The organism is Rosenbergiella epipactidis (genome assembly GCF_018494055.1).
Taxonomy (GTDB): domain Bacteria; phylum Pseudomonadota; class Gammaproteobacteria; order Enterobacterales; family Enterobacteriaceae; genus Rosenbergiella; species Rosenbergiella epipactidis.
In genome coordinates, this window is record NZ_JABBFQ010000003.1 from 198,507 (window position 1) to 222,108 (window position 23,602).

Below are 23,602 nucleotides of genomic sequence, written 5' to 3' on the forward strand. Positions count from 1 at the left end.
CCTCAATGATTGGCTGGCGGTAAAGTCAGTGCGGATAAGCTGGTTTCAACCACGGCGACCATTTTCGACAGCGAAGCAAAGCTATTAACAATGGCATCCTCTCGGGCGACCATTACCCAATGTCCCCGTTGGCACGCTTGCATAAACTGGCACCATCCAGGCAGCACTGCATCCATCGCCTTGCGCTCATCCTGCGCAGTTAAGTCACCGTCTCCTCGCCATGTATCGAAAACAAGGTCGGCATCCAGTGCTGGCAGTTGCTCGGCATTGAGGTTTGCGCGTCCCTCTTCAGGTAATTGATTGATAAGGGATGGGAAGCTAAATCCGGCATCGCGCAATACTTGGCCCAGCGCATGATAGGTATGCAGAATGTTGACCTTACCGTTATTGGCCTGCAGGACGGAGACTGTCACCTTGCGTTCGCCGCGTAAGCGTTGTAACTCAGCGATTTCCGCCTGATAACGGCTGACTAATTGTTGATATTTGGCTTGGGTATGCGTGAGGTCGGCTAACCGTTGGTAGAGCCTCACCGGCCCACCTTGGCGGTTATCGATACTCACCGTTGGGGCAATACTCTGCAATTGTTGAAGGTCGGTGGTACGGCTTGGTTCAGTAATAATCAAATCGGGATGCAATGCCGCGATCTTCTCAAGGTTAATGTCTGCAGTGCCTAAATACTCAATAGAGGTATTACTGAAATCGAGGCCGGTTAAGCGTTTTGCTGAGCGCAGATAGGGTTTTCCCTGCGCCGAGAGGCGGCCATGACTGCCGACAGGCGTGACGCCGAGTTCCAGCAATGGGATGGTAATATCCAAGTCATGTAATGAAACAATACGCAGGGGGTGCTGGGGGATGACCACATCGCGTTGGGCATCATCCAGAAAATGGCGGGTGGGGGGAGAGGCCGCCGAGCAGACGACACTCATACAAAGCCCTAACAATACAATCACTGAGCGCATCCTAACTCCTCGTCACTAACGCTGTGTGGCGCGTTTCCACAATAAGATGAATAAAAAAGGGCCGCCGAGTAAGGCGACGATGATCCCCGCGGGCAGTTGTGCCGGGGCGAAGGCTAAGCGGCCGACGCAATCGGCGAGTAGCAGTAACAAGGCTCCAACCAGTGCGCTGCCACACAATAGGTAGCTCTGCCCACCGTTGACGATTCGCCGCGTGAGGTGGGGGGCCATCAAGCCAATAAATCCTAGGCTTCCGACGGTTGAGACTGTCAGTGCCGTCAAGATCACCGCGCCTATCACTCGTAACCGATTTATCGGTAAGGGGTTGACGCCAAGCGACGTTGCCGTCGCATCGCCGAGTTGTAGAATCGTGCTGGCACGACAGCTATAGAGCAGTAGCGCGACAATAGGCAGCGCGATAACGATCATTAGTTGCGCCGTTTCGAGCGTGGCGTGTTGCAGGCTTCCCGCCATCCACAGCATCAACTGTTGTGCTTGCTTCGGGTCGAGCGTCGTCAGGATAACGCCGAGCAGCGCATTCAGTCCCCAACTGATGCCAATACCAATCAAGATAAACCTTGAACCTGATGTCCCTCGGGCCAGCAACATAACAATGCCGGTCACCAGTAAACCCGCGATCATGGCGGAAATTGGCCGCCATAGCGGGAAAAGCGTTGGGAAAAATAATAATTCGATCCATACCACTAAGCAGGCGGCCTCTTTAATCCCCAAGAGCGAGGGATCAGCAAGACCGTTACGGGTCGTGGATTGCATCACCGCACCGGCGGCACCCAGTACGGCTCCCGCAATGATGGCGACCACACTGCGTGGTAGACGCATTTGCCAAAATAGCGTTTGGTTGAGTGAGGCGGGAGCCTGCGCGTGGGTGAGTTGATAATAAACTTCGCGCAGCGTGAGCGGAAGCGCTCCCTGGGTCAAAGCAAAAACCAGTAACAACGTAATGCTCAGCGCGAGTACGCCTCCTGCTAACAGGGCGTGAGGAGAGAGCAGAATGCTCTTGCCCCCTAAGCGAAGCGCTTTTTCTGCTGGACGGAGTAACGAAGACCTCATCGAAAATACCTTTCCGCTAAGATTACAAAGACTGGTGCACCCAGCAGCGCGGTGACTGTACCGGTGGCCAAAGATTGGCTCTCAAGCAGATGTTGCGCGCAGAGGTCTGCCGCGAGTAACAGCACCGCCCCCATTAAGGCATTGACCCATAAGGCACTCCGCGGTTGTACAGTAATCAGCTGGCGGACGATATTGGGAACGATTAACCCCACGAAGCCAATTGGACCCGCCAATGAAACAGCAATCCCACAAAATAGTGCAATGGCACAAAGCCCGATCATCCGTGAACGCAGTACGCGAACCCCAAGTCCTTCGGCAACCTGTTCGCCAAGAGTGAGTGTGTTGAGTGCCGGTGACACGAGAAATGCCACGACTATGGCCAGCAAAAAGGGCGGTAAAATGGCGTAGACCGCTTGCCAGCTCAAGCCAGCAATATCGCCATTCAACCAGAGTAGCGTTGATTGCAATGTCTGCTCATTGAACAGTAACAGCAGCGAGGTCAGGGAGGCGGCAAAGGCAGAGAGTGTGATGCCACACAGTGTGGTGGTGACGACAGCGAATCCTTGCCGACTGAGATAAGCGGCGAGTAGGACAGCACTGAATAGAACACCGCCGCCTATCGCGGCAATCAATGGACGTAAAAATGGCGAGAATAATAGCGCGTTACCGAGGGCGCTGCAGGCGACGACAGCCAATGAGGCCCCGGCATTAAGCCCAAAAATATGGGGTTCACCTAGGGGATTACCGATGATTGTTTGCAGCAAGTGGCCGGCCATCGCTAAACAGGCTCCGACTACGACGGCGACCACTACATGCAACAAGCGAATATCAATAATAATGCGATCACTGAACACCGTGGGTTGATAGTCGAAAAAAGCGTGCAGGACGGTCTGCAAAGAGAAATGCATCGCGCCTATGCTCAACTCGGCAAAGGCTAACAAGACCAGCAAGAAGAATAAGGTGGCTGCCACCCAGGGCAAAGGTAAGGATTTAGCATTCATTGGCTGACCAAAGCGGAATAACGATTGGCTTCTGGGTGCGCGGATCGGTGACCAAGTGGGTACGTACGCCAAAGGTCTCCTCAATCAACTCGGCAGTACAGTCGTTAGCCTCATCAAGCTCTGCGATGACTTTGCCAGCTTTGATAAATAGCAGCCTATCGGCGAAATGTAGGGCGAAATTCAGGTCGTGTAGCACCATGACCACGGTTTTATTGTGTTGCTGGGTGAGGGTTTGTAATAGGGTCAGCACATCGACCTGATAGCGTAAATCAAGGTAGGTCGTTGGCTCATCCAATAACAGCAGGGGCGTCTGCTGTGCAAGCGTCATCGCAATCCAACAGCGCTGGCGTTGCCCGCCAGAAAGTGACGTGACCGGATAATCCCTAAAGGCAGATAGCCCGGTGAGCTGCAGGGCCTCATCGACTGCCTGCTCATCTTGGCGCGACCATTGATGGAGCAGACCTTGCCAAGGGTAACGTCCACGAGCCACTAAGGTGGAGACGGTTATCGCGTCCGGAATAGGCGAGGATTGGGCGAGAAAGCTCATTCGTTTCGCGATATCCCGGCGTTTACGCTGGGAAAGATCGCTTCCTTCAAGTAACACTTTGCCGCTCTGGGCCGCATTCAGGCCAGCGAGAGTATGGAGCAGTGTCGATTTTCCAGAGCCGTTTGCCCCAACAATAATGGTGGTTTTTTGTGCGGGAATAGTCAGGGTAACATCATGAATGATCTGATGTTTATCGTAACCCGCGCAGAGGTTTTCAGTGGCAAGCGGAAATGACATGAATACATTGACTCTATTTAACTAAGAATGACTCTCATTCTCTTTGTAGTGATTTTGATAATAATGGCTGTAGTAGTCAAGATGTAATTGAATATTCACTACTCAGTTAACTATAAAGATAAATGGAATACTGCTATTTTTTCTGTGGAAAAGCGATGGAATCGGTTTTTTATCCACCGTTTACCGGACGGGAAGGGATGTAGTGAATTAATTTTAAAATAACTATACTACTACATTACTTCATGATTGAATGATTCTCAATTACATCAAGGTTGCTGTTATTTCTGCTAACGATAAACCTTTCAATCGTTAAACCCTTATTCTAAACAGTATGCTTCTGGGTAAGGGACGTTCCTAATTATAAAAAGACCTTTTTCGCCTGGGATATAGTAGATATGAATTACGACAAAGAATTGTCCAATCATCAGCGTTCATTAAGAAAAGTATGGCTTGCGGTTTGTGGCGGAGCATTGGTCTCTTCACCAGTAAGTTATGCTGCCGATAGTACCGAGACAACTAACAATAAAACGATAACGGTTACGGCAACAGCAGCAGACGACGGAGATGGCTATTCAAGTCCAACAACGTCTATTGCTAGTAAAACATCTACTTCAAAATTGGATGAAGCTCAATCGGTCAGTGTCGTGACTTCGAAGCAACTTCAAGATTATCAAACCACAACTGTTTCTGAAGCGATGCGTTTTGTTAGCGGTACTTCAGAGTCGAACACTTTAGGTCAGACTGAAGATGGCATTATTCGTCGTGGTTTTGGACTCAATTCTGATGGTTCTGTGTTTCGGGATGGTATTCGTAGTAGTGAGGGATTAAATTTCGATCAAACCACAGATCATATTGAGGTGTTGAAAGGTTCTTCCTCACTTTTATACGGTATTTTGAACCCCGGTGGCATGATCAACGTTGTCAGTAAAAAACCCGAATATCAATGGCGAACAATTGTTGGTGGCCATTATAACGGCACAGGGGGCGGTGCTGGTAATATCGACATTACCGGCCCCTTAGGAAATGGTTTCGCTTTTCGTTTTATCGCTGAGAAACAAGATCAGGATTATTGGCGCGGTTATGGTAGTAATAAACATAGGTTGTTAGCGCCCTCATTGCAGTGGTACGGTGAGAAGGCGAGCTTTAACATTACCTATGAAAATTTCCAGTACGATATTCCCTATGACCGTGGTACAGCGTTTATCAATGGCAAACCCATTAATATCGGTTATAAAACACGGCTAGATGATTACTCTAACCGTGCTTGGGGTCGTACGCAAACGCTCAGTTCACACTGGGATTATCAGTTCAATGACACTTGGTCGACACGGTTTACCGGTGGATTTAACCAACGAAAATATAACAGCGATATTGTGACAACTACGGCGGTGAATACGACAACCGGAGTAGTGACCCGGCGTGCGGATGCCTTCCGGGGTTTTAACCATCAAACTAAATATTTGTCTTGGGATGTGATTGGGACGCCAAAATTATTGGGAATGACGCATAACCTTGTCGTTGGGGCAGATTATGAAATGGACCAAACGTACCGAGCACACGCTTATAATGGTAAAAAGAACAGCGATTTTACACTCAGCAACCCCGTATATGGCCTGCAGACCATCACTAATAGTACAACAGAAAAAACAGCGGATAAGCACTTACTAAACAGGATCCACAACCATTCTGTTTACTTCAAAGATAATATCGAATTAACTGAAAAGTGGAACCTCGTTGCAGGGGGGCGTTATCAACATTACGAACAACGAGAAACGAGAGGGATTCCAACGACGCTTAGCTATGACGATGAAGGAAATAAATTTCTCCCCCAAGCAGGTCTTGTCTATAAGCTTACACCGGATGTCTCTTTCTACGGTAGTATGAGTAAATCCTTCACACCGTCAACTAACCCCGATGATAACGGGAATGTTAGCGCGTCAGAAGAAGGTACTTCTTATGAAGTGGGGAGCAAGTGGCAGCTGACACCGTCATTATTAGCCACTGTCGCACTTTATCGGATTGATGAGCGTAATCTTTCTTTAACGTTAAACGGCGATACTTATGCAGTGGATAAAGCCCGTTCAACAGGTATTGAGTTTGAACTAAACGGTGAAATTTATCCAGGGTGGGATTTAAGTGCGAACTATAGTCATGGCAAAGCCAAAATAGTTAACGATAAAAATAACTCGGAAAACGATGGCAATCTTCTTCAAAATGCACCAAAAAATTCAGGTGGGATTTATTTAAGCCACAATATCACTATTTATCCATTACCAGGGAGTTTTCGTCTTGGTGGCGGGGTGCGTTATATGGGAACGCGTGCGGGAGACCCTGATAATAGTTTTACCCTGCCGGCTTATACAGTCGCGGACACCTTTATTGGCTGGGATAATCAGTTGTTAGGGAAGAAAACGCATTTACAGCTCAATTTGAATAATCTCTTTAATAAGCACTATTACACATCGAGTGGTGGAAACTTACGAGTTTCAGAGGGACAAACGCGAAATGTAGTACTAAGTGCAAGTGTGGAATTTTAAAGTCAATTCTCAAATAACTGCTTAAAGGCTTAGATGAGATAGGGTGGGGTTATATCATATCTCCTATTTTTTGGATAAAAATTACCAGCAGAAACTGATATAGCTTCCACCTATAGAGGTGTGCAGTATGTGGGAAGTCGAGCGGGTGATCCCGATAACAGCTTTACCTTACCGCATTATTTAGTAGCCGATAGCTTCTTACGCTGGAACTCTCGCGTGCTTGGACAAAAAACGCAGCTACAGCTGAATCTGAATAATCTGTTCAATAAACATTATTACACCTCAAGCGGCGGTAACTTACGCGTGGCAGAAGGGCAAACCCGTAATGTGACATTATCGGCAAGTGTTGAGTTTTAAAGGGTAGAGATGAGGGCAGTAGCGGCATGATGTTAACCCACTGTCCCTGTTACACAGCAAGTATTATTGCAGAATAAAAAAAGGCCCCTAATCGGGGCCTTACTTTTGACTACAGCGTTTTTGCCGTTTGCAAGACTAATGCTAACAGCGTTTTGATGTCGTCTAACGTCACGGTAGGGTTCAGTAATGTCAGTTTTAGACAGGTCACGCCATTGTGTTCAGTGACACCGACATTTGCGCGTCCAGAATCAAGCAGTGCATCGCCAATCTTCTGATTGAACAGCGCGAGCTGCTGATCGTCTAAGCCTTCACGACGCACACGGAACAGGACACTCGCTAGCTGAGGCTTCATCACCAATTCTACTTCGGTCATGCCCTCAACATAGGCGGCAACGTCTTGCGCTAAGGTGACACCATTATCAATGATCGCGGCATACTGTTTTTGTCCTAGCGCTTCGAGTCCCATCCACAGTTTCAACGCATCGAAACGGCGGGTGGTTTGCAATGATTTCGACACCAGGTTAGGGACGCCCTGTGCTTCATCGAACTCTGAGTTAAGGTACGCGGCTTGATAGCGCATTAACTCATAGTGCTTCGGATCTTTCAGTAAGAACGCGCCACAACTGATGGTTTGGAAATATTGCTTATGGAAATCTAACGTGACAGAGTCAGCCTGCTCTAAACCGGCTAACCAGTGACGATATTTCTCCGAAAGCAGTAAGGCGCCACCCCATGCTGCATCGACGTGTACCCAGATACCTTGCTCCGCTGCTAAGGTGGTGATAGCGGTAAGATTATCAATGGCACCTGCATCGGTTGTCCCGGCGGTTGCCACGATAGCCATCACTTCTTCACCTTGGCTTTTCGCGGTTGCGAGCTTTTCCAACAGATCATTCAGGTCGATACGCGAACAGTCATCGGTTTTGATCTGCACCACCGACTGGTAACCATGGCCCATTAGCGCCATATTTTTCTGCACAGAAAAGTGCGCGTGCTCAGAACAGAACACTTTGTAGTTACGCAGGTTATTCGGTAAGCCATCTTGTTGGATTGAGTGACCACGGCGAGCGAAAAACGCATCGCGGGCTAGCATCAGTCCCATCATATTGCTCTGGGTTCCACCACTGGTGAAAACCCCGGCGTCACCCGCCGGGTAGCCGATTTGGCTGCGGAGCCATTCGACCAGTTTTACTTCCATAATCGTGGCAGACGGGCTTTGATCCCAAGAGTCCATACTTTGGTTTGTGGCATTGATAAACACTTCCGCCGCTTGGCTAATCACCAAACTCGGGCAGTGTAAATGCGCCACACACTGTGGATGATGGACCGCTAGACTGTCTTTTAAGAAATATTCGACAGCACGATCAATCGCTTCTTTATTCCCTAACCCTTCAGCCGTGAACTGTAAGGCGATGCGCTCGCGTAGTGTCGCGACGGATTTACCTTGATACATTTCCGGCTGTTGCAGCCAAGCGGCAACCGCTTGCTGGCTCTGGGTCATCACCTCTTGGTAGGCCTGGAGGCTCTCTGGCGATCCCGTCAGAATCGTGTTAGTGGTTGACATTGTTGTCTTATCCCTGAGGTTGAAGGCCAGCGCTTAATAGCGCTTGCTCGAATTTTTCGAGGAATAAAGTCAATTCAACTTGGCTGATCAGCAGTGATGGCAGTAAACGTAACACGCAACCGTGACGTCCGCCGCGTTCTAAGATCAGACCCGCTTCGAAGCATTTCTTCTGTAGTAGCACCGCTAACTCAGGATCAGCAGGGTGGCAACCTAAGTGGTCGGCAGCGTCTTGCGGTTTCACAATTTCCATACCAATCATTAAGCCTAAACCACGGATATGACCGATTTGCGGGAAACGTTTTTGCAGTTGGCTTAACTGTGCCTTTAACCACTCGCCTTTGACCGCGACTTGACCCGCAATATCTTGCTCTTTCAAGATTTTCAGCGTGGTAAGACCGGTGGCCATCGCCAGTTGGTTACCGCGGAACGTCCCGCTGTGGTGGCCCGGGGACCACGCATCGAATTCTTTCTTAATGCCAAGTACTGCGAGCGGTAAACCGCCGCCAACCGCTTTTGACATCACGATAATATCCGGTTCGATTCCTGCGTGCTCGAAGGCGAAGAAACGGCCGGTACGGGCGAAGCCTGCTTGCACTTCGTCGACAATTAACAAGATGCCGTGCTCTTGGGTCACTTTACGAATACGTTGTAACCACTCGACCGGTGCTGGGTTAACCCCACCTTCGCCTTGAACGGCTTCTAAGATCACCGCAGCAGGCTTGCGAACGCCGCTTTCGACATCATTAATCAGGTTTTCGAAGTAGTAGCTTAATGCATTGATACCGGCTTGACCGCCAATCCCCAGCGGGCAGCGATAAAGGTGTGGGTAAGGCATAAACTGAACTTCTGTCATCATGCCGCTGGTGGCTTCTTTCGGTCCCAGGTTTCCGGTAACCGATAGCGCACCGTGGGTCATACCATGGTAGCCGCCAGAGAAGCTAATGACGCTGTTTCGACCCGTGGTCTTTTTCGCCAGTTTCAGGGCAGCTTCGACAGCATCTGCACCGGTTGGGCCGGTGAATTGTAGGCAATAATCTTTACCCTGGTGAGGGAGCAAAGAGAGGAGATATTCTGAGAATTGATCTTTTAACGGAGTCGTTAGATCAAGAGTGTGTAACGGTAAGCCGCTGCTTATAACATTTTGGATGCTTTGCAGGACATCAGGATGATTATGGCCTAATGCTAAGGTTCCTGCTCCAGCCAGACAGTCAAGATAATCTTTGTTCTCAACGTCGGTGATCCAGACGCCGTTGGCCTTAGCAATGGCTAAAGGCAACTTGCGTGGATAACTTCTGACATTCGATTCAAACTCTGCTTGACGCGCCAAGAATTGATCGTTGTTCCCCTTGAAAGAGGTGGCATCTAAAGTTTCAATACGGACCTTATCCGTCATCATATCTCTCCCACAACCAAGACTGCGCTCAGTCCCAATTGATTAAATAAAATAATTAAAAGTGTGTGCTAAAAAAAGCGCGGCCAATATAGAGCCTTTTTAGTGGGGGGGCAATGATTAGTTAGCCTGATTTGGATTAATTATTCATTTATTTGAATAATTAAATTTTGAAACATTTTTGCCACTAAGCGTAGCAATGGTTCTGATGACCAATCACAAACCGGTTCCATTTTTCAGTGAATAAAAAGTTAAAAGCGGGGGCACGGCGCGAACCGTGCCACAGGGGGGATTAGTGCAATAAGAACAGGGTGGCTAATCCTAAGAAAATAAAGAAGCCGCCGGTATCGGTGGTGGCAGTAATCAGCACGCTAGAGCCGATGGCTGGGTCACGTTTTAGTTTGGTCATAATCAGTGGGATCATGACGCCCATAAAGGCTGCGAGTAACAGGTTAAGCACCATCGCCAACATCATCACGCCGCTGAGGGCTAGATTGTGGTACATCAAGTAAGTGATACCGCCCATTACGCCGCCCCAGAGAATACCGTTAATCAGCGCAACGCCAATCTCGCGTAAAAACAGGAAGGAGAAATTACTCGGTTCGATCTGATGCAGGGCCAAGGCACGTACAATCATAGTGATGGTCTGATTACCGGTGTTACCGCCAATCCCGGCGACGATTGGCATTAACGTGGCCAACGCGACAAGGTGAGCAATAGTATTTTCGAATAACCCGATAACGCGCGAGGCGACAAAGGCGGTACAGAGGTTGAGAGCTAACCACGCCCAGCGGTTTCTAACCGACTTAGCCACCGGGGCGAACACGTCTTCTTCTTCACGTATCCCACCCATTTTCCGGATGTTATTCTCGTTCTCTTGGTTAACTAAGTCGATGATGTCTTCAATCGCAATCCGACCAATTAATTTCCCTTCATTGTCGGTCACTGCCGCGGAGATAAGGTTGTACCGTTCAAAGGCACTGGCAGCATTTTCAGCTTGTTCATCCAGCTGGAAGGTCACCGGATGCGGGTTCATGACGTCCAATACCTGCGCATGAGGAGTATGGAGCAGAATATCGGTGAGCAGCAGCTCGCCAAGCAGTTGATTTTGGTGGTCGATAATAAAGATTTTATCGGTACCATTTTGGATTTTCTTCAGGTGGCGCAGATAGCGCTGTACCACGCCAAGCGTAACATTTGGCCGTACAGTGATAATATTGAAGTCCATCACCTGTGCCACGCCACCCCGATCTTTACCGATCAGTTGTAGAATACGCGCGCGTTGTTTCGGCTCGAGACCGGTCAGTAATTTTCCGGTCAGATCGCGTGACAGAAAGCGTGATAACCACGCTTGGTCATCAAGGTCGAGGGGAGCGATAGCTTGTAGGGTCTGCTTATCGCTCATACACTCAATCAGGCTTTCCCATACCGTTTCAGAGGCCTCGACTAAGATTCGCCCGCGACTCTCAACGGGAATAATCTGCCATACCGCTTGCCGCGCTTCTTCAGGCAGTGACTCCAAGATATCCGCAATATCCGCGGCATGCAGCAGCAAAATCGTCTCGACGAGCAATTGCTTCTGTTGGGCGACCTGTTCGATCTGTGAGTCGTTTAATTTTTTTTCAGGCTCAAGCAGGCTATCAACCAACAAAGGGTTGTTAAGCACTAACTCTAAAATTTTCTGGCGGCGTTGAGCCAGTAACTGACTATAGACTTCTGACATATTACATCCTTTGTGATTCTCAGCAGGGCTAAGGTGTCCTTACTGTCATTAATTAGGGGCTAGACTTAGCCTGAGAGGGGGCTGAGACCTTGGTTTCCGTTCCGGTGCTCTCCTGTTTTGCCCGATGATGATCGAACGCAGCAGGGAGGGCCCAAACCAGTCGGGCCACCAGTAATACTAGACTTAACCAGAAGACAATTCGAATCAATGATCCGCTTTTCTTTTTCTGACGACTTAAGGGTGAGTTACTCATCAAAAAGATTCCAAGGTTAGGGATGGGTTGACGCTAAACGGTTTTACCCCTCAAATGATTACAACTCTTTAATCGAGATTTTCTGTGCCAATAAAGTGGCAAAGCGAAGGGTAATTGGCTCAGTCGGTGCGTCGGGGGAAGTCCACGTCGCTCGCTGTTCATGATAGTGAACAATATGCCAACGTCGATAATAGTGGCTTAACTCCCCCGAACGGAAACTAAACGGGAAGGCGATCGACCCGGCTGAGCCTTCATCGTGCATCGGGCAGATAATAAGGTTATAGCCGCCTTTAAGGGTGGCCGCTTGCATATCAGCAATCAACTGGCCGATAGCCGAGGGGTGTAAATACATTAAAGTATCAATGGCCAGAATCGCATGGTATTGGCCGTTGAAGCGATGATGATTCAGGTCCGGGGTTGCAACAGTGATTCCCGCCGCTGCCGCTTGGGGCATCTGTTGCGTTAAGCGTTGTACCGCCAGCGGGTCATTGTCCCATGCAGTGACGGCAAACCCCTGCTGCTGGAGGTAAAGGGCATGCCGACCCGACCCGCAGCCAAGATCCAAAATCTCTCCCTCGATTAATCGAGGCACTAACGCCACCACTTCGGGATGCGGAGCCGTTAGATGATGTTGTTGGAGTGGGCGTGTTGTCATACTTACCTCAGCGTAGCGCTATTTTTCTTCGCTTAGATTTAACTGCCAGCCGGTGACCTCAGACCAATAAGCCTGTTCGCGTTCCAGATCTAATTGCACCAAGGCATTTTGGTTGAAATACTCTTTCGGGAAGATCAGGGTCCAGTGACCTTCGTCGGTATGCAGTAACAGTTTTTCTGGACGAGTCGTGGCTTGGCGCTGGTTATTCAACAAAATAGCTAAGCGTAATAGGAAAATAAGCGGTAAAAATTGCTTACGTTTAAAGGCGGTAAAACGCGGTACATCGTCGGTTTTAATGCCTTTACGGTGAAAACGCACTAAGGTGGCCAGTAAGAGTTGCTGTTGCTGACTGAAGCCCGGCATATTCGAATGCTGTAAAATATAGGCCGAGTGGCGCTGCATGGCGCTGTGATTGATGGTCAGCCCCACCTCATGCAACATCGCAGCCCACTCCAACAACGCAGTGAGTGCCTTGTTGGCCAGCTTCGGATTCTGTTTTTCCCATTGGCGGTGCAGTAAACGGGTCGTTTCCAGTACCTGTTTGGCTTGGTCGCGATCGACGACATAATGCTCAGCCAGGCTCAGTGCGGTGCGTTTACGAATATCCTGATGACGAAAACGGCCTTCCATCTCATAGAGGACACCTTCACGTAGCGCACCATCTGAATAAAGTAGCTCTTTGATTTGCAACGCATCGAAGATACCGCTAAGGATGGCTAATCCCGGAACAAAGACCGATTTTCGGTCGTCTGACAGACCAGGTAAGTCCAGTTCATCCATATTATCGAATTGGCTGATCTTCTCCCAGAGCAGGGCGAGGCTGTCGCGGGTGATCACTTTCTCTTTTTCACCTAACGCGGCCAACACTTCACAGGCAGCCTTAATGCTGCCTGAGGCACCCATTGCCACTTGCCATCCCGCTTGGCGGTATTGGCAGGCGAGGGTTTCTAATTTATGAACTGCCGCGAGGCGAGCACGACGGAAATTATCATGACTGATCTTACCGCCAGGGAAGTAAAGTTTACTAAAACTCACGCACCCCATGCGGCGACTTTCGATAAGCTGCGGTTCGAAATCTTCGCCAATCACCAGTTCGGTCGATCCGCCACCGATATCGATCACTAATTTGCGACCTTTCTCGGGCTGGGTATGTTCTACGCCCATAAAGATAAGGCGTGCTTCTTCGTTACCCGAGATCACATCGATAGGGTAAGGAATCACTTCTTCAGCACGCTTAAGAAATTCTTCTGCGTTATCGACGACCCGCAAGGTGTGTGTCCCCACAATCGACACATTGGCGGGGTCAAAGCCCTGAAGACGTTCTGCAAAAAGCGCGAGCACGCTTAAGCCACGCTCAATCCCTTCTTCGGTGAGTTGATTATCGAGGGTAATCGCATCAGCGAGATGGACGCGTTGTTTTAAACGGCCAAGAACTTGAATGGCACCATCAACCACGCGTGCGATGACCATATGGAAGCTGTTCGATCCCAAATCAATGGCTGCAAATTCTTGAGGTTTTTCAGGGCTATTTTGGCTTATAGGCATAAGTTAGTCGGTGTTTTCAATGGTATTAATATAGTTGTAGATGGCAATCTGCGCCCGAACCTTACGGCGGTTACCGCGCGGACGATAGCGGTTTGTTAGCTCTTTATCAATAATTCTTGCTTTAACCGTGTCACTAAAGAGGATTGCGATGATATCTAAAATCTGCTGTTTGACCTTTGGATCGAGGATAGTCACCGCGACTTCGATACGGTTATCGATATTGCGCGTCATCCAATCTGCCGACGAAAGGAAGACCTTTGGGTCGCCATTATTCTCAAACACATACACGCGGTCGTGCTCAAGATAGCGGTCGATAATACTGTAAATATGAATGTTTTCGCTAATCCCTTCGATATTGGGGATCAGTGAGCACATGCCCCGGACTAAAAGATTAATTTTTACGCCAGCACCGGAGGCAGCATACAGCCGATCGATTAAGCCGTTATCGACGAGGTTGTTAATTTTTAAGGTAATCGCCGCCGGTAGCCCTTGTTGAGCGTGGGCGATTTCGGCATCGATCAGTCGGTAGAGCGTCTGCCGCGTATTCTGCGGTGACACCATGAGGTATTCAAAATTGACCGGTCGATAAGGGTTTTCAATAAAGTTAAAGACCCGCCGCACTTCATTAGTAATCCGCGCATCACTGGAGAGCAAAGAGTAATCGGTATAGGTTCTTGCCGTGCGCTCATTAAAGTTACCAGTACCGATATGCGCATAGCGGATCACTTTGTCGCCTTCTCGGCGAGTAATCAGGAAAAGTTTGGCGTGGATTTTTAATCCAGGGGCAGAAAATATAACGTGAACCCCAGCTTCGGTGAGGCGTTTGGCCCAATAGATATTAGCTTCTTCATCGAAACGCGCTTGGAGTTCGACCACGACCGTGACTTTTTTGCCATTATGCGCCGCATGGATCATCGCATCCATAATGCGGGAGTCTTTAGCGACCCGATAAATATTGATCTTAATGGCTAAGACGCTAGGGTCAAACGAGGCTTGGCGTAAAAACTCTAAAACATGCTCAAAGGTGTGATAAGGGTAATAGAGCAAAATATCCCGGTCACGGATAGCATCGAAGCCATTACGAAACGGATTAAACCCTTTATGACGAATAGGGGGGAGGGCTTTATTTTCGAGATTCGATTTTCCGACATTGGGAAATTTTATGAAATCTTTAAAGTTATGGTAACGCCCGCCGGGAAGAATCGAGTCGAAGTTAGTGATCGAAAGCTTTTCACAGAGCAAGGAGACCATTTCTGACGGCATATCCCGTTGATAAACAAACCGTACTGGCTCGGCAGTAAGACGCTGCTTCAGGCTGGATGACATAAGCTCCAGCAGGCTCGACTCCATTTCCGTGACCAGATCATATTCAGCATCACGGGTCATCTTCATCGAGTAGGCATTGAGCTGGTCGTAATCGAAAAAGCCTTTAAAAATATCGTCTAAGCAGTAGCGCATGATGTTATCTAACAGGATCATCGGCTTACGACGTCGAGGTGGCTCGGCCGGCAGATCGATAAATCGCGGCACTTTATCCGAAGGGATTTCCAATAAGGCGTATTGGCGATCTTGCTGATGAATAATTTCCACTGCGAGATAGGTGTAGTCGTCCTTTAAAAACTGGGTTAAATCGGTTTCGGCATTGAGGACGATAGGGGTGACATGCTGACGTAGCTCTTGGTTGAAATAGATCTTTAACCAATGCTGTTGATTAGCGGAGAGCTGGCGTTCATTTATCAAGAAGATTTGATTTCTTGCCATCTCTAGCAGCAGATCGTTATACAGGATATCAAACTCCTGATCGGCCACCACCACGCGCTGTTGGATTTTCTTTAACAGATGACGAGGAACATTATGGCTACCTTGTTCTTCGCCAATCAAAATGCGCCGTTTTAAATCAGCGAAACGGACTTTGTAGAATTCTTCTAAATTGCTGGAGTAGATCCCCAAAAAGCGCATACGTTCAATAAGCGGATTGCGTTTATCGGCGGCTTCTTGCAGCACCCGCTCATTAAAGGCTAACCAACTGATTTCTTTATCTAGATACAGCTTTTCTTGACCCATCCTGACTCCGTTGGTGATAACAGAACGCAGACTGCAATTTCTCTTCACCATTATGGCGATCAATCACCGCATTTGTCTACGGATGATTAATCAGGCATTTTTATTTGCCAATTACGACGAGTTACGCCACTCTTAAGTCTTGTTTAATTGTTAGGAAATATTAATGAAAAAATACCTAGGGATTACCGCAGCACTTATTTTCAATCACGCAGCCAGCGCCGACGAAGCGCGATTATTAAACCAACAACCTGCCGTGGCTGAACAAACCTTCTTAGTCGGATCTTGGACTGGTGAGGCACAGGGCGCTCGCGTTCAAAAAGCATTTTATCCAAGCCAAGGTATCTATACCGTGCGCCTAGCGGCGAACGGCAGCATGATGCCTATCGCGTTAACCCCGGCAGAAAGCCCTTCGTGGCTGACCATCGATGCCCCACATCAGCGCGTCTATGTGGTTAACGAAGTCGATGACGGTAAGGTCAGTGCTTATCATTTAGAGAAAAATGGTGAGTTAACCTTATTGAATACCGTGGACAGCCGCGGGATGCACCCCACCCATTCTGCGTTAAGCCGCGATGGACGTTTCTTATTAGTGGCAAACTACTCCGCAAAAGATGGTCAAGCGGGCGTGAGCGCCATTCCAGTTATGAGCGATGGCCGCTTAGGCAAGACGCAACAATTCTTCCCTTATAATCAAGGCAGCAATAAAGTGGTTGGGCGTCAATCTTCTGGGCATGCGCACTCTGTGACCTTCAGTATTGATGGCCAGTATGTGTTAGCCGCGGACTTGGGCGCGGACAAGATCCACGTCTATCACTATGACCCGAAAGCGAAAGAACCTTTTAGCCTCTTAAAGGATAAAACGATTAGCTTCCCAGAAGGCGATGGCCCACGTCATAGCTTATTCTCTGCTGATGGAAAATATCTCTACATCACCACAGAGATGTCGGCACAGGTTAAGGTCTACTCCTTTAACCAAGGCAACACTGCGCTGCTGCAATCTGAGAAGTTGACTGACTCGACGAAACCTGACGATATGAGTGGGGCAGGATTGTCACTGTCACCAGATGGTCGTTTCTTATATGTAGGTAACCGTGGCGAGAAGAACCAGATCGTTCGTTATGCGGTAGACAAGGCGACAGGTAAGTTGTCTGCGTCGAAAACCTATTCCGCGGGTGGCGTAGAGCCGCGTGACTTTACCTTCGATGCAACGGGCCGTTATCTATTCGTGGCGAACGTTTATTCGAATAATGTGGTGGAGTTCGCACGCGATCTTGAGACCGGTGAGCTGTCACCAACGGGGGCAACCTTACAAATCGGTACGCCAACGCATATCCGTTTTGTGAATTTAGCCAAGTAGCCGTTAACGGCATAGCTGAATCAATTACCTGCGTAAGGTGGGTGATTTTTTATTAAGACTGAGTGCTGTTTTTGGGGCTCAGTTTTTTTAAGCTTAGTCATAACGTTCTAAAAAAACACCCCAATCTGACTTCTCAGTATAGGGGTGCAGTGAGATCAAGATGATTGCCTTAGGCATCGACTTAATTGGGAGTCGCATTCGCTCCCGAAACACCTAGCGGTTCACCATCAAACCAAGCTTGGTCATCTCTTAAGTTCACGCGTCCCTCAACCCACCACTGAATAACCTGCGGATAGATCAGGTGCTCTTGGCTCAACAAACGGGTGGCGAGATCCTGTTCAGTGTCGCTAGGCAGCACAGGGATGGATGCTTGTAGAATCACCGGCCCGCCATCGAGTTGTTCAGTGACGAAATGAACACTGGCCCCATGGTGGCTATCACCGTTCTCTATCGCCCGTCGATGCGTATGCAAGCCAGGGTATTTAGGGAGTAATGAGGGATGGATATTGAGCAGTCGGCCTCGATAGTGCGTGACAAACGGTGCACTTAAGATACGCATATACCCTGCAAGTACCACTAAGTCCGGCTGATAACTATCGATCTGTTGCAGTAAGGCTTGGTCGAAAGCGTCACGATCCGCATAGTCAGCGATAGCGAGGCTTGCTGTAGCGATACCGGCCTGCTGCGCGCGCTGTAAGCCATAAGCCTCGGCCTTATTACTCAATACCGCGACAATCTCAGCTTTGAGCCTGCCGAGTTGGCAGGCATCAATAATGGCTTGCAAGTTGGAGCCTGATCCGGAGATCAGGACAACAATTCGTTTCATGCAATAACGACCTGCTCAGTTTCGCCGCCTTCGGTGATATGGCCAATCTTCCAGGCGTTCTCACCGAGTTCTTGTAGGTAAGCGATAGCTGCCTCGGCTTCTGCCGCAGGAAGGGCAATGATCATGCCGACGCCGCAGTTAAAGGTACGGTACATTTCGTGACGGCTCACATTGCCTGCTTTTTGTAACCATTCAAAAACGGCCGGCCATTGCCAGCTGCTTTCATCAATGACGGCTTGCGTATTTTCAGGCAGCACGCGAGGAATATTTTCCCAGAAGCCGCCACCGGTTAGGTGAGCGATAGCATGGATATCGAATTTTTCGATCAGCGCGAGGGTATTTTTAACGTAAATACGTGTCGGCGCTAAAAGATGATCGGCTAAGGATTGACCGTTCAGTTGCTCGGTGAGGGGATCGGTCTTGCTCACTTCCAGAATTTTTCTTACCAGTGAGTAGCCATTAGAGTGTGGACCACTTGACCCAAGAGCGATTAATGCATCGCCCGCACCCACTTTAGTGCCATCGATGATTTCAGATTTCTCAACGACTCCGACACAAAATCCAGCTACGTCGTAATCATCACCGTGATACATTCCTGGCATTTCAGCGGTTTCTCCGCCAACCAGTGCGCAGCCTGATTGTTGGCACCCTTCAGCAATACCGGTGATAACTGACGCGGCAGTCTCGACATCGAGTTTTCCGGTAGCATAGTAATCTAAGAAAAAGAGCGGTTCGGCTCCTTGTACCACCAGATCGTTGACGCACATCGCGACCAGATCAATACCGATAGTATCGTGACGGCCTAAGTCCATCGCTAAGCGTAGTTTGGTTCCCACGCCATCCGTTCCAGAGACTAATACCGGTTCGCGGTACTTGGTTGGCAATGAACACAGCGCACCAAATCCGCCTAATCCGCCCATGACTTCAGGACGGCGAGTCTTTTTCACAACACCTTTAATTCGATCGACCAGTGCATTTCCAGCATCAATATCAACACCGGCGTCTTTATAACTAAGAGTGGTTTTATCGGTCACTGCAGAATCCCCACGCGATTTGCGGTTGGTAGTAAAATGAGAGCGGGGCTATTCTAACAGTCGTCGCAAACGTTTGCGAGCCTCAGTTTCGCCGGAAGTGTAAGAAGCAGACAAGATAAGAATCTCCTCTCAGCGAAACCGGCTATTTTTCGCCGTAAGCATACCGCCCAGGGCTTAAAAGCGGTATAATTCGACGATTTTTTTGCAGTATATTTTTTTTAGCTCGGGGAGAAAAGATGAAAATCGTTGAAGTAAAACACCCACTGGTAAGACATAAACTCGGATTAATGCGCGAGAATGAGATCAGCACTAAGCGTTTTCGCGAGTTGGCTTCTGAAGTCGGCAGCTTATTAACCTACGAAGCGACCGCCACCCTTGAAACGGAAGTGGTGACGGTTGATGGCTGGAATGGCCCCGTCGAGATCGAGCAAATTAAAGGGAAAAAGATTACCGTTGTCCCTATTCTGCGTGCCGGACTGGGCATGATGGAAGGGGTCTTAGAGCATGTTCCGAGCGCAAGGATCAGTGTGGTTGGCGTATACCGTGACGAGAAAACCCTTGAGCCAGTGCCTTACTTTCAAAAACTTGCCTCTAATATGGATGAACGGATGGCATTAGTCGTCGATCCAATGCTGGCGACAGGCGGCTCGATGATTGCGACGATCGATTTACTGAAGCAGTCTGGTTGCCAAGCGATCAAAGTCTTGGTTCTTGTGGCAGCACCGGAAGGGATTGCTGCGTTGGAAGCGGCCCATCCCGATGTGGAGCTGTATACAGCGTCTATCGACCAAGGTCTTGATGCGCACGGCTACATCATTCCAGGATTGGGTGATGCAGGCGATAAAATTTTTGGTACTAAATAAGCGCACTATTCTTTAATGCCGACCCAATGGTCGGTTTTTTTATGTCTTTTTCAGGGAGTTACTATGCGTCGTCGTACTATTGAAGTCGATGAGCGTTTGCCGCTGCACCAAACGCTTCCTCTAAGCCTACAGCATCTTTTTGCGATGTTTGGATCGACCGTGCTGGTGCCGGTATTATTTCATGTTAACCCAGCAACAATTTTGCTATTTAATGGAATCGGCACACTGCTCTATCTTTTTATCTGTAAGGGGAAAATCCCCGCCTATCTGGGCTCGAGTTTCGCCTTTATCTCACCCGTACTCTTACTGCTTCCACAAGGTTATGAGGTGGCGCTAGGGGGCTTTATCGCCTGTGGTGCATTATTCTGCTTAGTCGGTCTGATTGTTAAGTTCGCGGGCACGCGCTGGTTAGACGTTTTATTCCCACCTGCGGCCATGGGGGCGATTATTGCCGTGATCGGTCTTGAGTTAGCCGGTGTTGCGGCGAAAATGGCCGGATTAGTGACCGAAGCGGGGGCAGTGAGTGATAGCCATACTCTTATCGTCTCGATGATTACCTTAGGGGTTACGGTATTTGGTGCCGTACTGTTCCGAGGCTTTCTGGCCATTATCCCTATTTTGATTGGGGTGGTAGCCGGTTATGCCGTCGCGGCCAGTCTAGGTATGGTTGATTGGCAGCCGGTTGAACATGCGGCATGGTTTGCCTTACCGACCTTTTATCAGCCGCGTTTTGAGTGGGTCGCTATCCTCACCATACTGCCTGCCGCGCTGGTGGTGATTGCCGAACATGTCGGCCATCTGGTGGTCACGGCGAATATCGTTAAACGGGATCTGATCCGGGACCCCGGCCTACACCGTTCCATGCTAGCGAACGGCCTGTCAACGCTCTTTTCCGGTTTCTTCGGTTCAACCCCGAACACCACTTACGGTGAAAATATCGGTGTGATGGCGATTACCCGAGTTTATAGTACCTGGGTGATCGGCGGGGCAGCGATCATGGCGATTGCGCTATCTTGTGTCGGTAAGCTGGCGGCGATTATTCAAGCCATTCCTGTTCCAGTAATGGGCGGTGTTTCACTACTGCTGTATGGGGTGATTGGTGCCTCCGGCATCCGGGTATTGATTGATGCGAAAGTCGACTACAGTAAAGCTAAAAACCTCATCCTTACTGCAATTATTCTTATTGTCGGGGTGAGTGGTGCCTCGATTCATATCGGTGCAGCCGAACTGAAAGGCATGGCCTTAGCAACGATCGTCGGTATCGTATTAAGCCTGATTTTCTATCTTATCGAACGCTGGTTACCTGAAGCAGCGGTGGAAGAGTAGTGAAACAGGGGGAGGTGAGTGGCCTCCCCCATGTAGCCTAAGATCGAACAGTGATCTCGGCCATTCAACACTTGCCAAAATCTATGCTAAACTGGCTGGGATTTTAACTGGCTCCCATTATTGAGGTTATTCTGAACACGCCAGCACAACTCTCTTTACCACTCTATCTACCTGATGATGAAACCTTTTCCAGTTTTTGGCCCGGGTCAAATTCCGCATTACTTGCGTCGATGACAACGGTACTGAATCAGCCTCAGGGGGGATACATCTACTTCTGGTCGCGAGAGGGGGCAGGGCGCAGTCATTTAATGCATGCCGCCTGCAGTGAGTTATCGGCGCGTGAGCAGGCTGTCGGATACGTTCCACTGGATAAACGGACGTGGTTCTCGCCTGAAGTGCTGGAGGGGATGGAGCAACTCGCCTTGGTGTGTATTGATAATATTCACTGTATAGCTGGGGATGAGGAGTGGGAGATGGCGATCTTTAATCTCTATAACCGTATTCTTGAGGTGGGTAAAACGCGGCTACTGATTAGCGGTAATGCGCCGCCTCGGCAACTTGATCTACAACTGCCCGATTTGGCTTCCCGCCTAGATTGGGGACAGATCTACTGGTTACAACCGCTTAATGACGATGAAAAAGTCCTCGCCCTGCAAAAGCGTGCTGGGATCCGTGGTTTTGAGCTTCCGGAAGATGTTGGACGATTTCTTATTAAACGCCTTGATCGTGAAATGCGAACGCTGTTTGAAACCCTTGATCAACTCGATCGCGCTTCCATCCGTCTGCAACGTAAATTAACGATTCCCTTTGTGAAAGAGGCGCTCGGACTTTAGGCGGCAAAGCATATATACAAACTCTGACGTGTTATCGTTTATCAGTATTCAACCTACAGGATGGCAGAAAAGGCTCCTTAGAAAGGGAATCTTTATGATGATCCTGTAATTACCGAGAGTTTCACTTTTCCCCTACAATAACGATCCTTGCGCCGCTTGTATTGAGCTTAATAAATATTCGTACTAAAAATTCTACCTTTTTTAATAATCGAAAGAAGTATAATTTAGAAACTGGCCATCTATAAATAAATATAAAGGTATTAATTAATTTTCTAATTTATTTTCCATCACTCAATTAATAGTTAATCTGAGTTTTTTAAGAATATTTCTGGGCGTTGGTGTTAATTCCATAATGATAAGATTTGAGAGGTTGGTGCTTGGTTTAGGTTATTAATTAGAATAGTATTCCTTATCTCCCTAATGGAGAAGGAATTCTTTATGGAAATTGGCAATTTTACTGGGACTGGAATATACATTATTGTAGAGAGGTTGTATGATTTCTTGAGCCCAAAATGGAACAATATTGGAATGTCAAATACCCAAGTGCATAGAGTTGTTTACCAACTCTATAAAAAGGTAGATGTCTACCTCGATGGTCAAAAAATTGATACCTCGACACTCTCTTTATGGCAAAGGGTTAAAATATTCTCTGGTCACCCATTAGTTAAGAATCCTTCGTTAGATAATTCGGCACTCTTTTCACTAGATTACTCTGGTTCAATAATCTTTACCTCACCCTTGAGCTTACCAGGTATTCATGAAAAAATTCTTCCAAGATTTATAATGGAAAATTATAGAATCCCTACCGGAAACTTATTCGCTTACGGAACTGATCCAAATCCAACTATACTACTTTACAAGCGTCTGGAAGCGAGGTTTATAAAAGATAATGGAGGGAGGGGTGATCCTATTTGTGCCGCAAAATACGATAGTCACACGAAACAGATTAAATTCATTGACCCTATTAACGAGCTTCCATCGCTGATGAGAGCATTGACTCAATTAAAATAAATGCTTGAGACTCTTATGCAACGGTTACTGGCAGTTTTACGATGTTACAAACGGACGTTTAGTTATCAGGGGGTTGAAGATAGGGGAGTCTATACGCTCTTTTTACTCCTTCAATCCTCTTGGTTTGCGCTCTACCTAAACACTCACACCTCCACGCTGAATAAGATCTCTCTATTACCCTTATTATTTTTTTTACTCCCCCTTATATCTTTAGCCAGTCGAAGAATTAATGATGCAGGGTATTCACACTGGATAATCCTTTTGGTTTTTTTTATTCCCTATTTATTTTTTATTTTTCTCTGTTTTCCAAAAACAGTTGATAAATAGCGCCAAGACATTAACAAATCGTTATTCTCTCTTTTTCTGCTTGAAAGGCTTAGACGTTAATGAAAAAGATCGGCACGGGTTATAGGGGAAGTTAAGAGGGATAGCTAAATACAGAGTTGTTAATT

At 48.2% G+C, this 23,602-nt stretch carries 20 protein-coding genes and 1 pseudogene; 8 read left to right on the plus strand and 13 right to left on the minus strand.

The features are described 5' to 3' along the window. Positions 1-2: 2 nt before the first annotated feature. The 4 genes from HGT71_RS06440 to HGT71_RS06455 are packed head-to-tail and all read right to left on the minus strand — an operon-like array spanning position 3 to position 3,812. Entirely contained in the window at positions 3-959 is a 957-nt protein-coding gene (locus tag HGT71_RS06440) for an ABC transporter substrate-binding protein (protein ID WP_214217068.1), read from the minus strand. Between the two features lie 15 nt (positions 960-974). Further along, on the minus strand, positions 975-2,027 hold the full coding sequence (locus HGT71_RS06445; RefSeq protein WP_214217069.1) for a FecCD family ABC transporter permease: 1,053 nt from the start codon (positions 2,025-2,027) through the stop codon (positions 975-977). Next, the gene (locus HGT71_RS06450; protein ID WP_214217327.1) at positions 2,024-3,028 is read right to left on the minus strand and encodes a FecCD family ABC transporter permease; all 1,005 of its coding nucleotides are present in this window, start codon (positions 3,026-3,028) and stop codon (positions 2,024-2,026) included. The genes HGT71_RS06445 and HGT71_RS06450 overlap by 4 nt, the downstream gene beginning before the upstream one ends. Further along, on the minus strand, positions 3,018-3,812 hold the full coding sequence (locus HGT71_RS06455) for an ABC transporter ATP-binding protein (RefSeq protein ID WP_214217070.1): 795 nt from the start codon (positions 3,810-3,812) through the stop codon (positions 3,018-3,020). Before HGT71_RS06455 ends, HGT71_RS06450 begins: the two co-directional genes overlap by 11 nt. A gap of 395 nt (positions 3,813-4,207) precedes the next feature. On the opposite strand from HGT71_RS06455, the gene HGT71_RS06460 reads away from it, so the two are divergent. Next, on the plus strand, positions 4,208-6,349 hold the full coding sequence (locus HGT71_RS06460) for a TonB-dependent siderophore receptor (RefSeq protein ID WP_214217071.1): 2,142 nt from the start codon (positions 4,208-4,210) through the stop codon (positions 6,347-6,349). Positions 6,350-6,466: 117 nt separating this feature from the next. Next, a pseudogene (locus HGT71_RS06465) lies at positions 6,467-6,706 on the plus strand (TonB-dependent siderophore receptor); the annotation flags it as partial. A gap of 109 nt (positions 6,707-6,815) precedes the next feature. Here the strand turns inward: HGT71_RS06465 and HGT71_RS06470 are convergent. The 7 genes from HGT71_RS06470 to ppk1 form a co-directional block, all read right to left on the minus strand. Beyond that, on the minus strand, positions 6,816-8,270 hold the full coding sequence (locus tag HGT71_RS06470; protein ID WP_214217072.1) for a pyridoxal phosphate-dependent decarboxylase family protein: 1,455 nt from the start codon (positions 8,268-8,270) through the stop codon (positions 6,816-6,818). 7 nt (positions 8,271-8,277) lie between these two features. Continuing rightward, positions 8,278-9,663 (minus strand): diaminobutyrate--2-oxoglutarate transaminase, encoded by a 1,386-nt coding sequence (locus tag HGT71_RS06475; RefSeq protein ID WP_214217073.1) that lies wholly within the window; start codon positions 9,661-9,663, stop codon positions 8,278-8,280. A 289-nt stretch (positions 9,664-9,952) separates the two neighbouring features. Further along, positions 9,953-11,383 (minus strand): magnesium transporter, encoded by a 1,431-nt coding sequence (gene mgtE / locus HGT71_RS06480; RefSeq protein ID WP_214217074.1) that lies wholly within the window; start codon positions 11,381-11,383, stop codon positions 9,953-9,955. Between the two features lie 52 nt (positions 11,384-11,435). Beyond that, complete coding sequence (locus HGT71_RS06485) at positions 11,436-11,636, minus strand: YfgG family protein (protein ID WP_214217075.1); 201 nt, start codon at positions 11,634-11,636, stop codon at positions 11,436-11,438. A 58-nt stretch (positions 11,637-11,694) separates the two neighbouring features. Beyond that, complete coding sequence (locus HGT71_RS06490) at positions 11,695-12,291, minus strand: methyltransferase domain-containing protein (RefSeq protein WP_214217076.1); 597 nt, start codon at positions 12,289-12,291, stop codon at positions 11,695-11,697. An 18-nt stretch (positions 12,292-12,309) separates the two neighbouring features. Next, entirely contained in the window at positions 12,310-13,836 is a 1,527-nt protein-coding gene (gene ppx, locus HGT71_RS06495; protein ID WP_099824581.1) for an exopolyphosphatase, read from the minus strand. A gap of 3 nt (positions 13,837-13,839) precedes the next feature. Further along, positions 13,840-15,900 carry a polyphosphate kinase 1 gene (gene ppk1 / locus HGT71_RS06500; protein ID WP_214217077.1) on the minus strand — a complete coding sequence of 687 codons (2,061 nt, stop codon included), beginning with the start codon at positions 15,898-15,900 and terminating at the stop codon, positions 13,840-13,842. A gap of 163 nt (positions 15,901-16,063) precedes the next feature. Here ppk1 and HGT71_RS06505 point away from each other — a divergent pair, with 163 nt between their 5' ends. Next, positions 16,064-17,257: a lactonase family protein gene (locus HGT71_RS06505; RefSeq protein ID WP_214217078.1), complete on the plus strand. Its 1,194-nt coding sequence runs from the start codon at positions 16,064-16,066 to the stop codon at positions 17,255-17,257. A gap of 181 nt (positions 17,258-17,438) precedes the next feature. On the opposite strand, the gene purN is transcribed toward HGT71_RS06505, so the two are convergent. Next, positions 17,439-18,083 (minus strand): phosphoribosylglycinamide formyltransferase, encoded by a 645-nt coding sequence (gene purN / locus HGT71_RS06510; protein WP_214217079.1) that lies wholly within the window; start codon positions 18,081-18,083, stop codon positions 17,439-17,441. Next, positions 18,080-19,117: a phosphoribosylformylglycinamidine cyclo-ligase gene (gene purM / locus HGT71_RS06515; protein WP_048912416.1), complete on the minus strand. Its 1,038-nt coding sequence runs from the start codon at positions 19,115-19,117 to the stop codon at positions 18,080-18,082. The genes purN and purM overlap by 4 nt, the downstream gene beginning before the upstream one ends. Before the next feature lie 236 nt (positions 19,118-19,353). Between purM and upp the strand changes: the two genes are divergently transcribed. The 5 genes from upp (at position 19,354) to HGT71_RS16000 (ending at position 23,477) form a co-directional block, all read left to right on the plus strand. Then, complete coding sequence (gene upp / locus HGT71_RS06520) at positions 19,354-19,980, plus strand: uracil phosphoribosyltransferase (RefSeq protein WP_048912415.1); 627 nt, start codon at positions 19,354-19,356, stop codon at positions 19,978-19,980. A 63-nt stretch (positions 19,981-20,043) separates the two neighbouring features. Then, a complete protein-coding gene (gene uraA, locus HGT71_RS06525; protein WP_214217080.1) occupies positions 20,044-21,306 on the plus strand; it encodes a uracil permease in 1,263 nt (420 codons plus the stop codon). Between the two features lie 116 nt (positions 21,307-21,422). Then, positions 21,423-22,139, plus strand: coding sequence for a DnaA inactivator Hda (gene hda / locus HGT71_RS06530; RefSeq protein ID WP_099824570.1), 717 nt, complete (start codon positions 21,423-21,425; stop codon positions 22,137-22,139). Positions 22,140-22,577: 438 nt separating this feature from the next. Continuing rightward, on the plus strand, positions 22,578-23,150 hold the full coding sequence (locus tag HGT71_RS06535) for a hypothetical protein (protein ID WP_214217081.1): 573 nt from the start codon (positions 22,578-22,580) through the stop codon (positions 23,148-23,150). 15 nt (positions 23,151-23,165) lie between these two features. Further along, the gene (locus HGT71_RS16000; protein ID WP_214217082.1) at positions 23,166-23,477 is read left to right on the plus strand and encodes a DUF805 domain-containing protein; all 312 of its coding nucleotides are present in this window, start codon (positions 23,166-23,168) and stop codon (positions 23,475-23,477) included. Positions 23,478-23,602 lie beyond the last annotated feature (125 nt).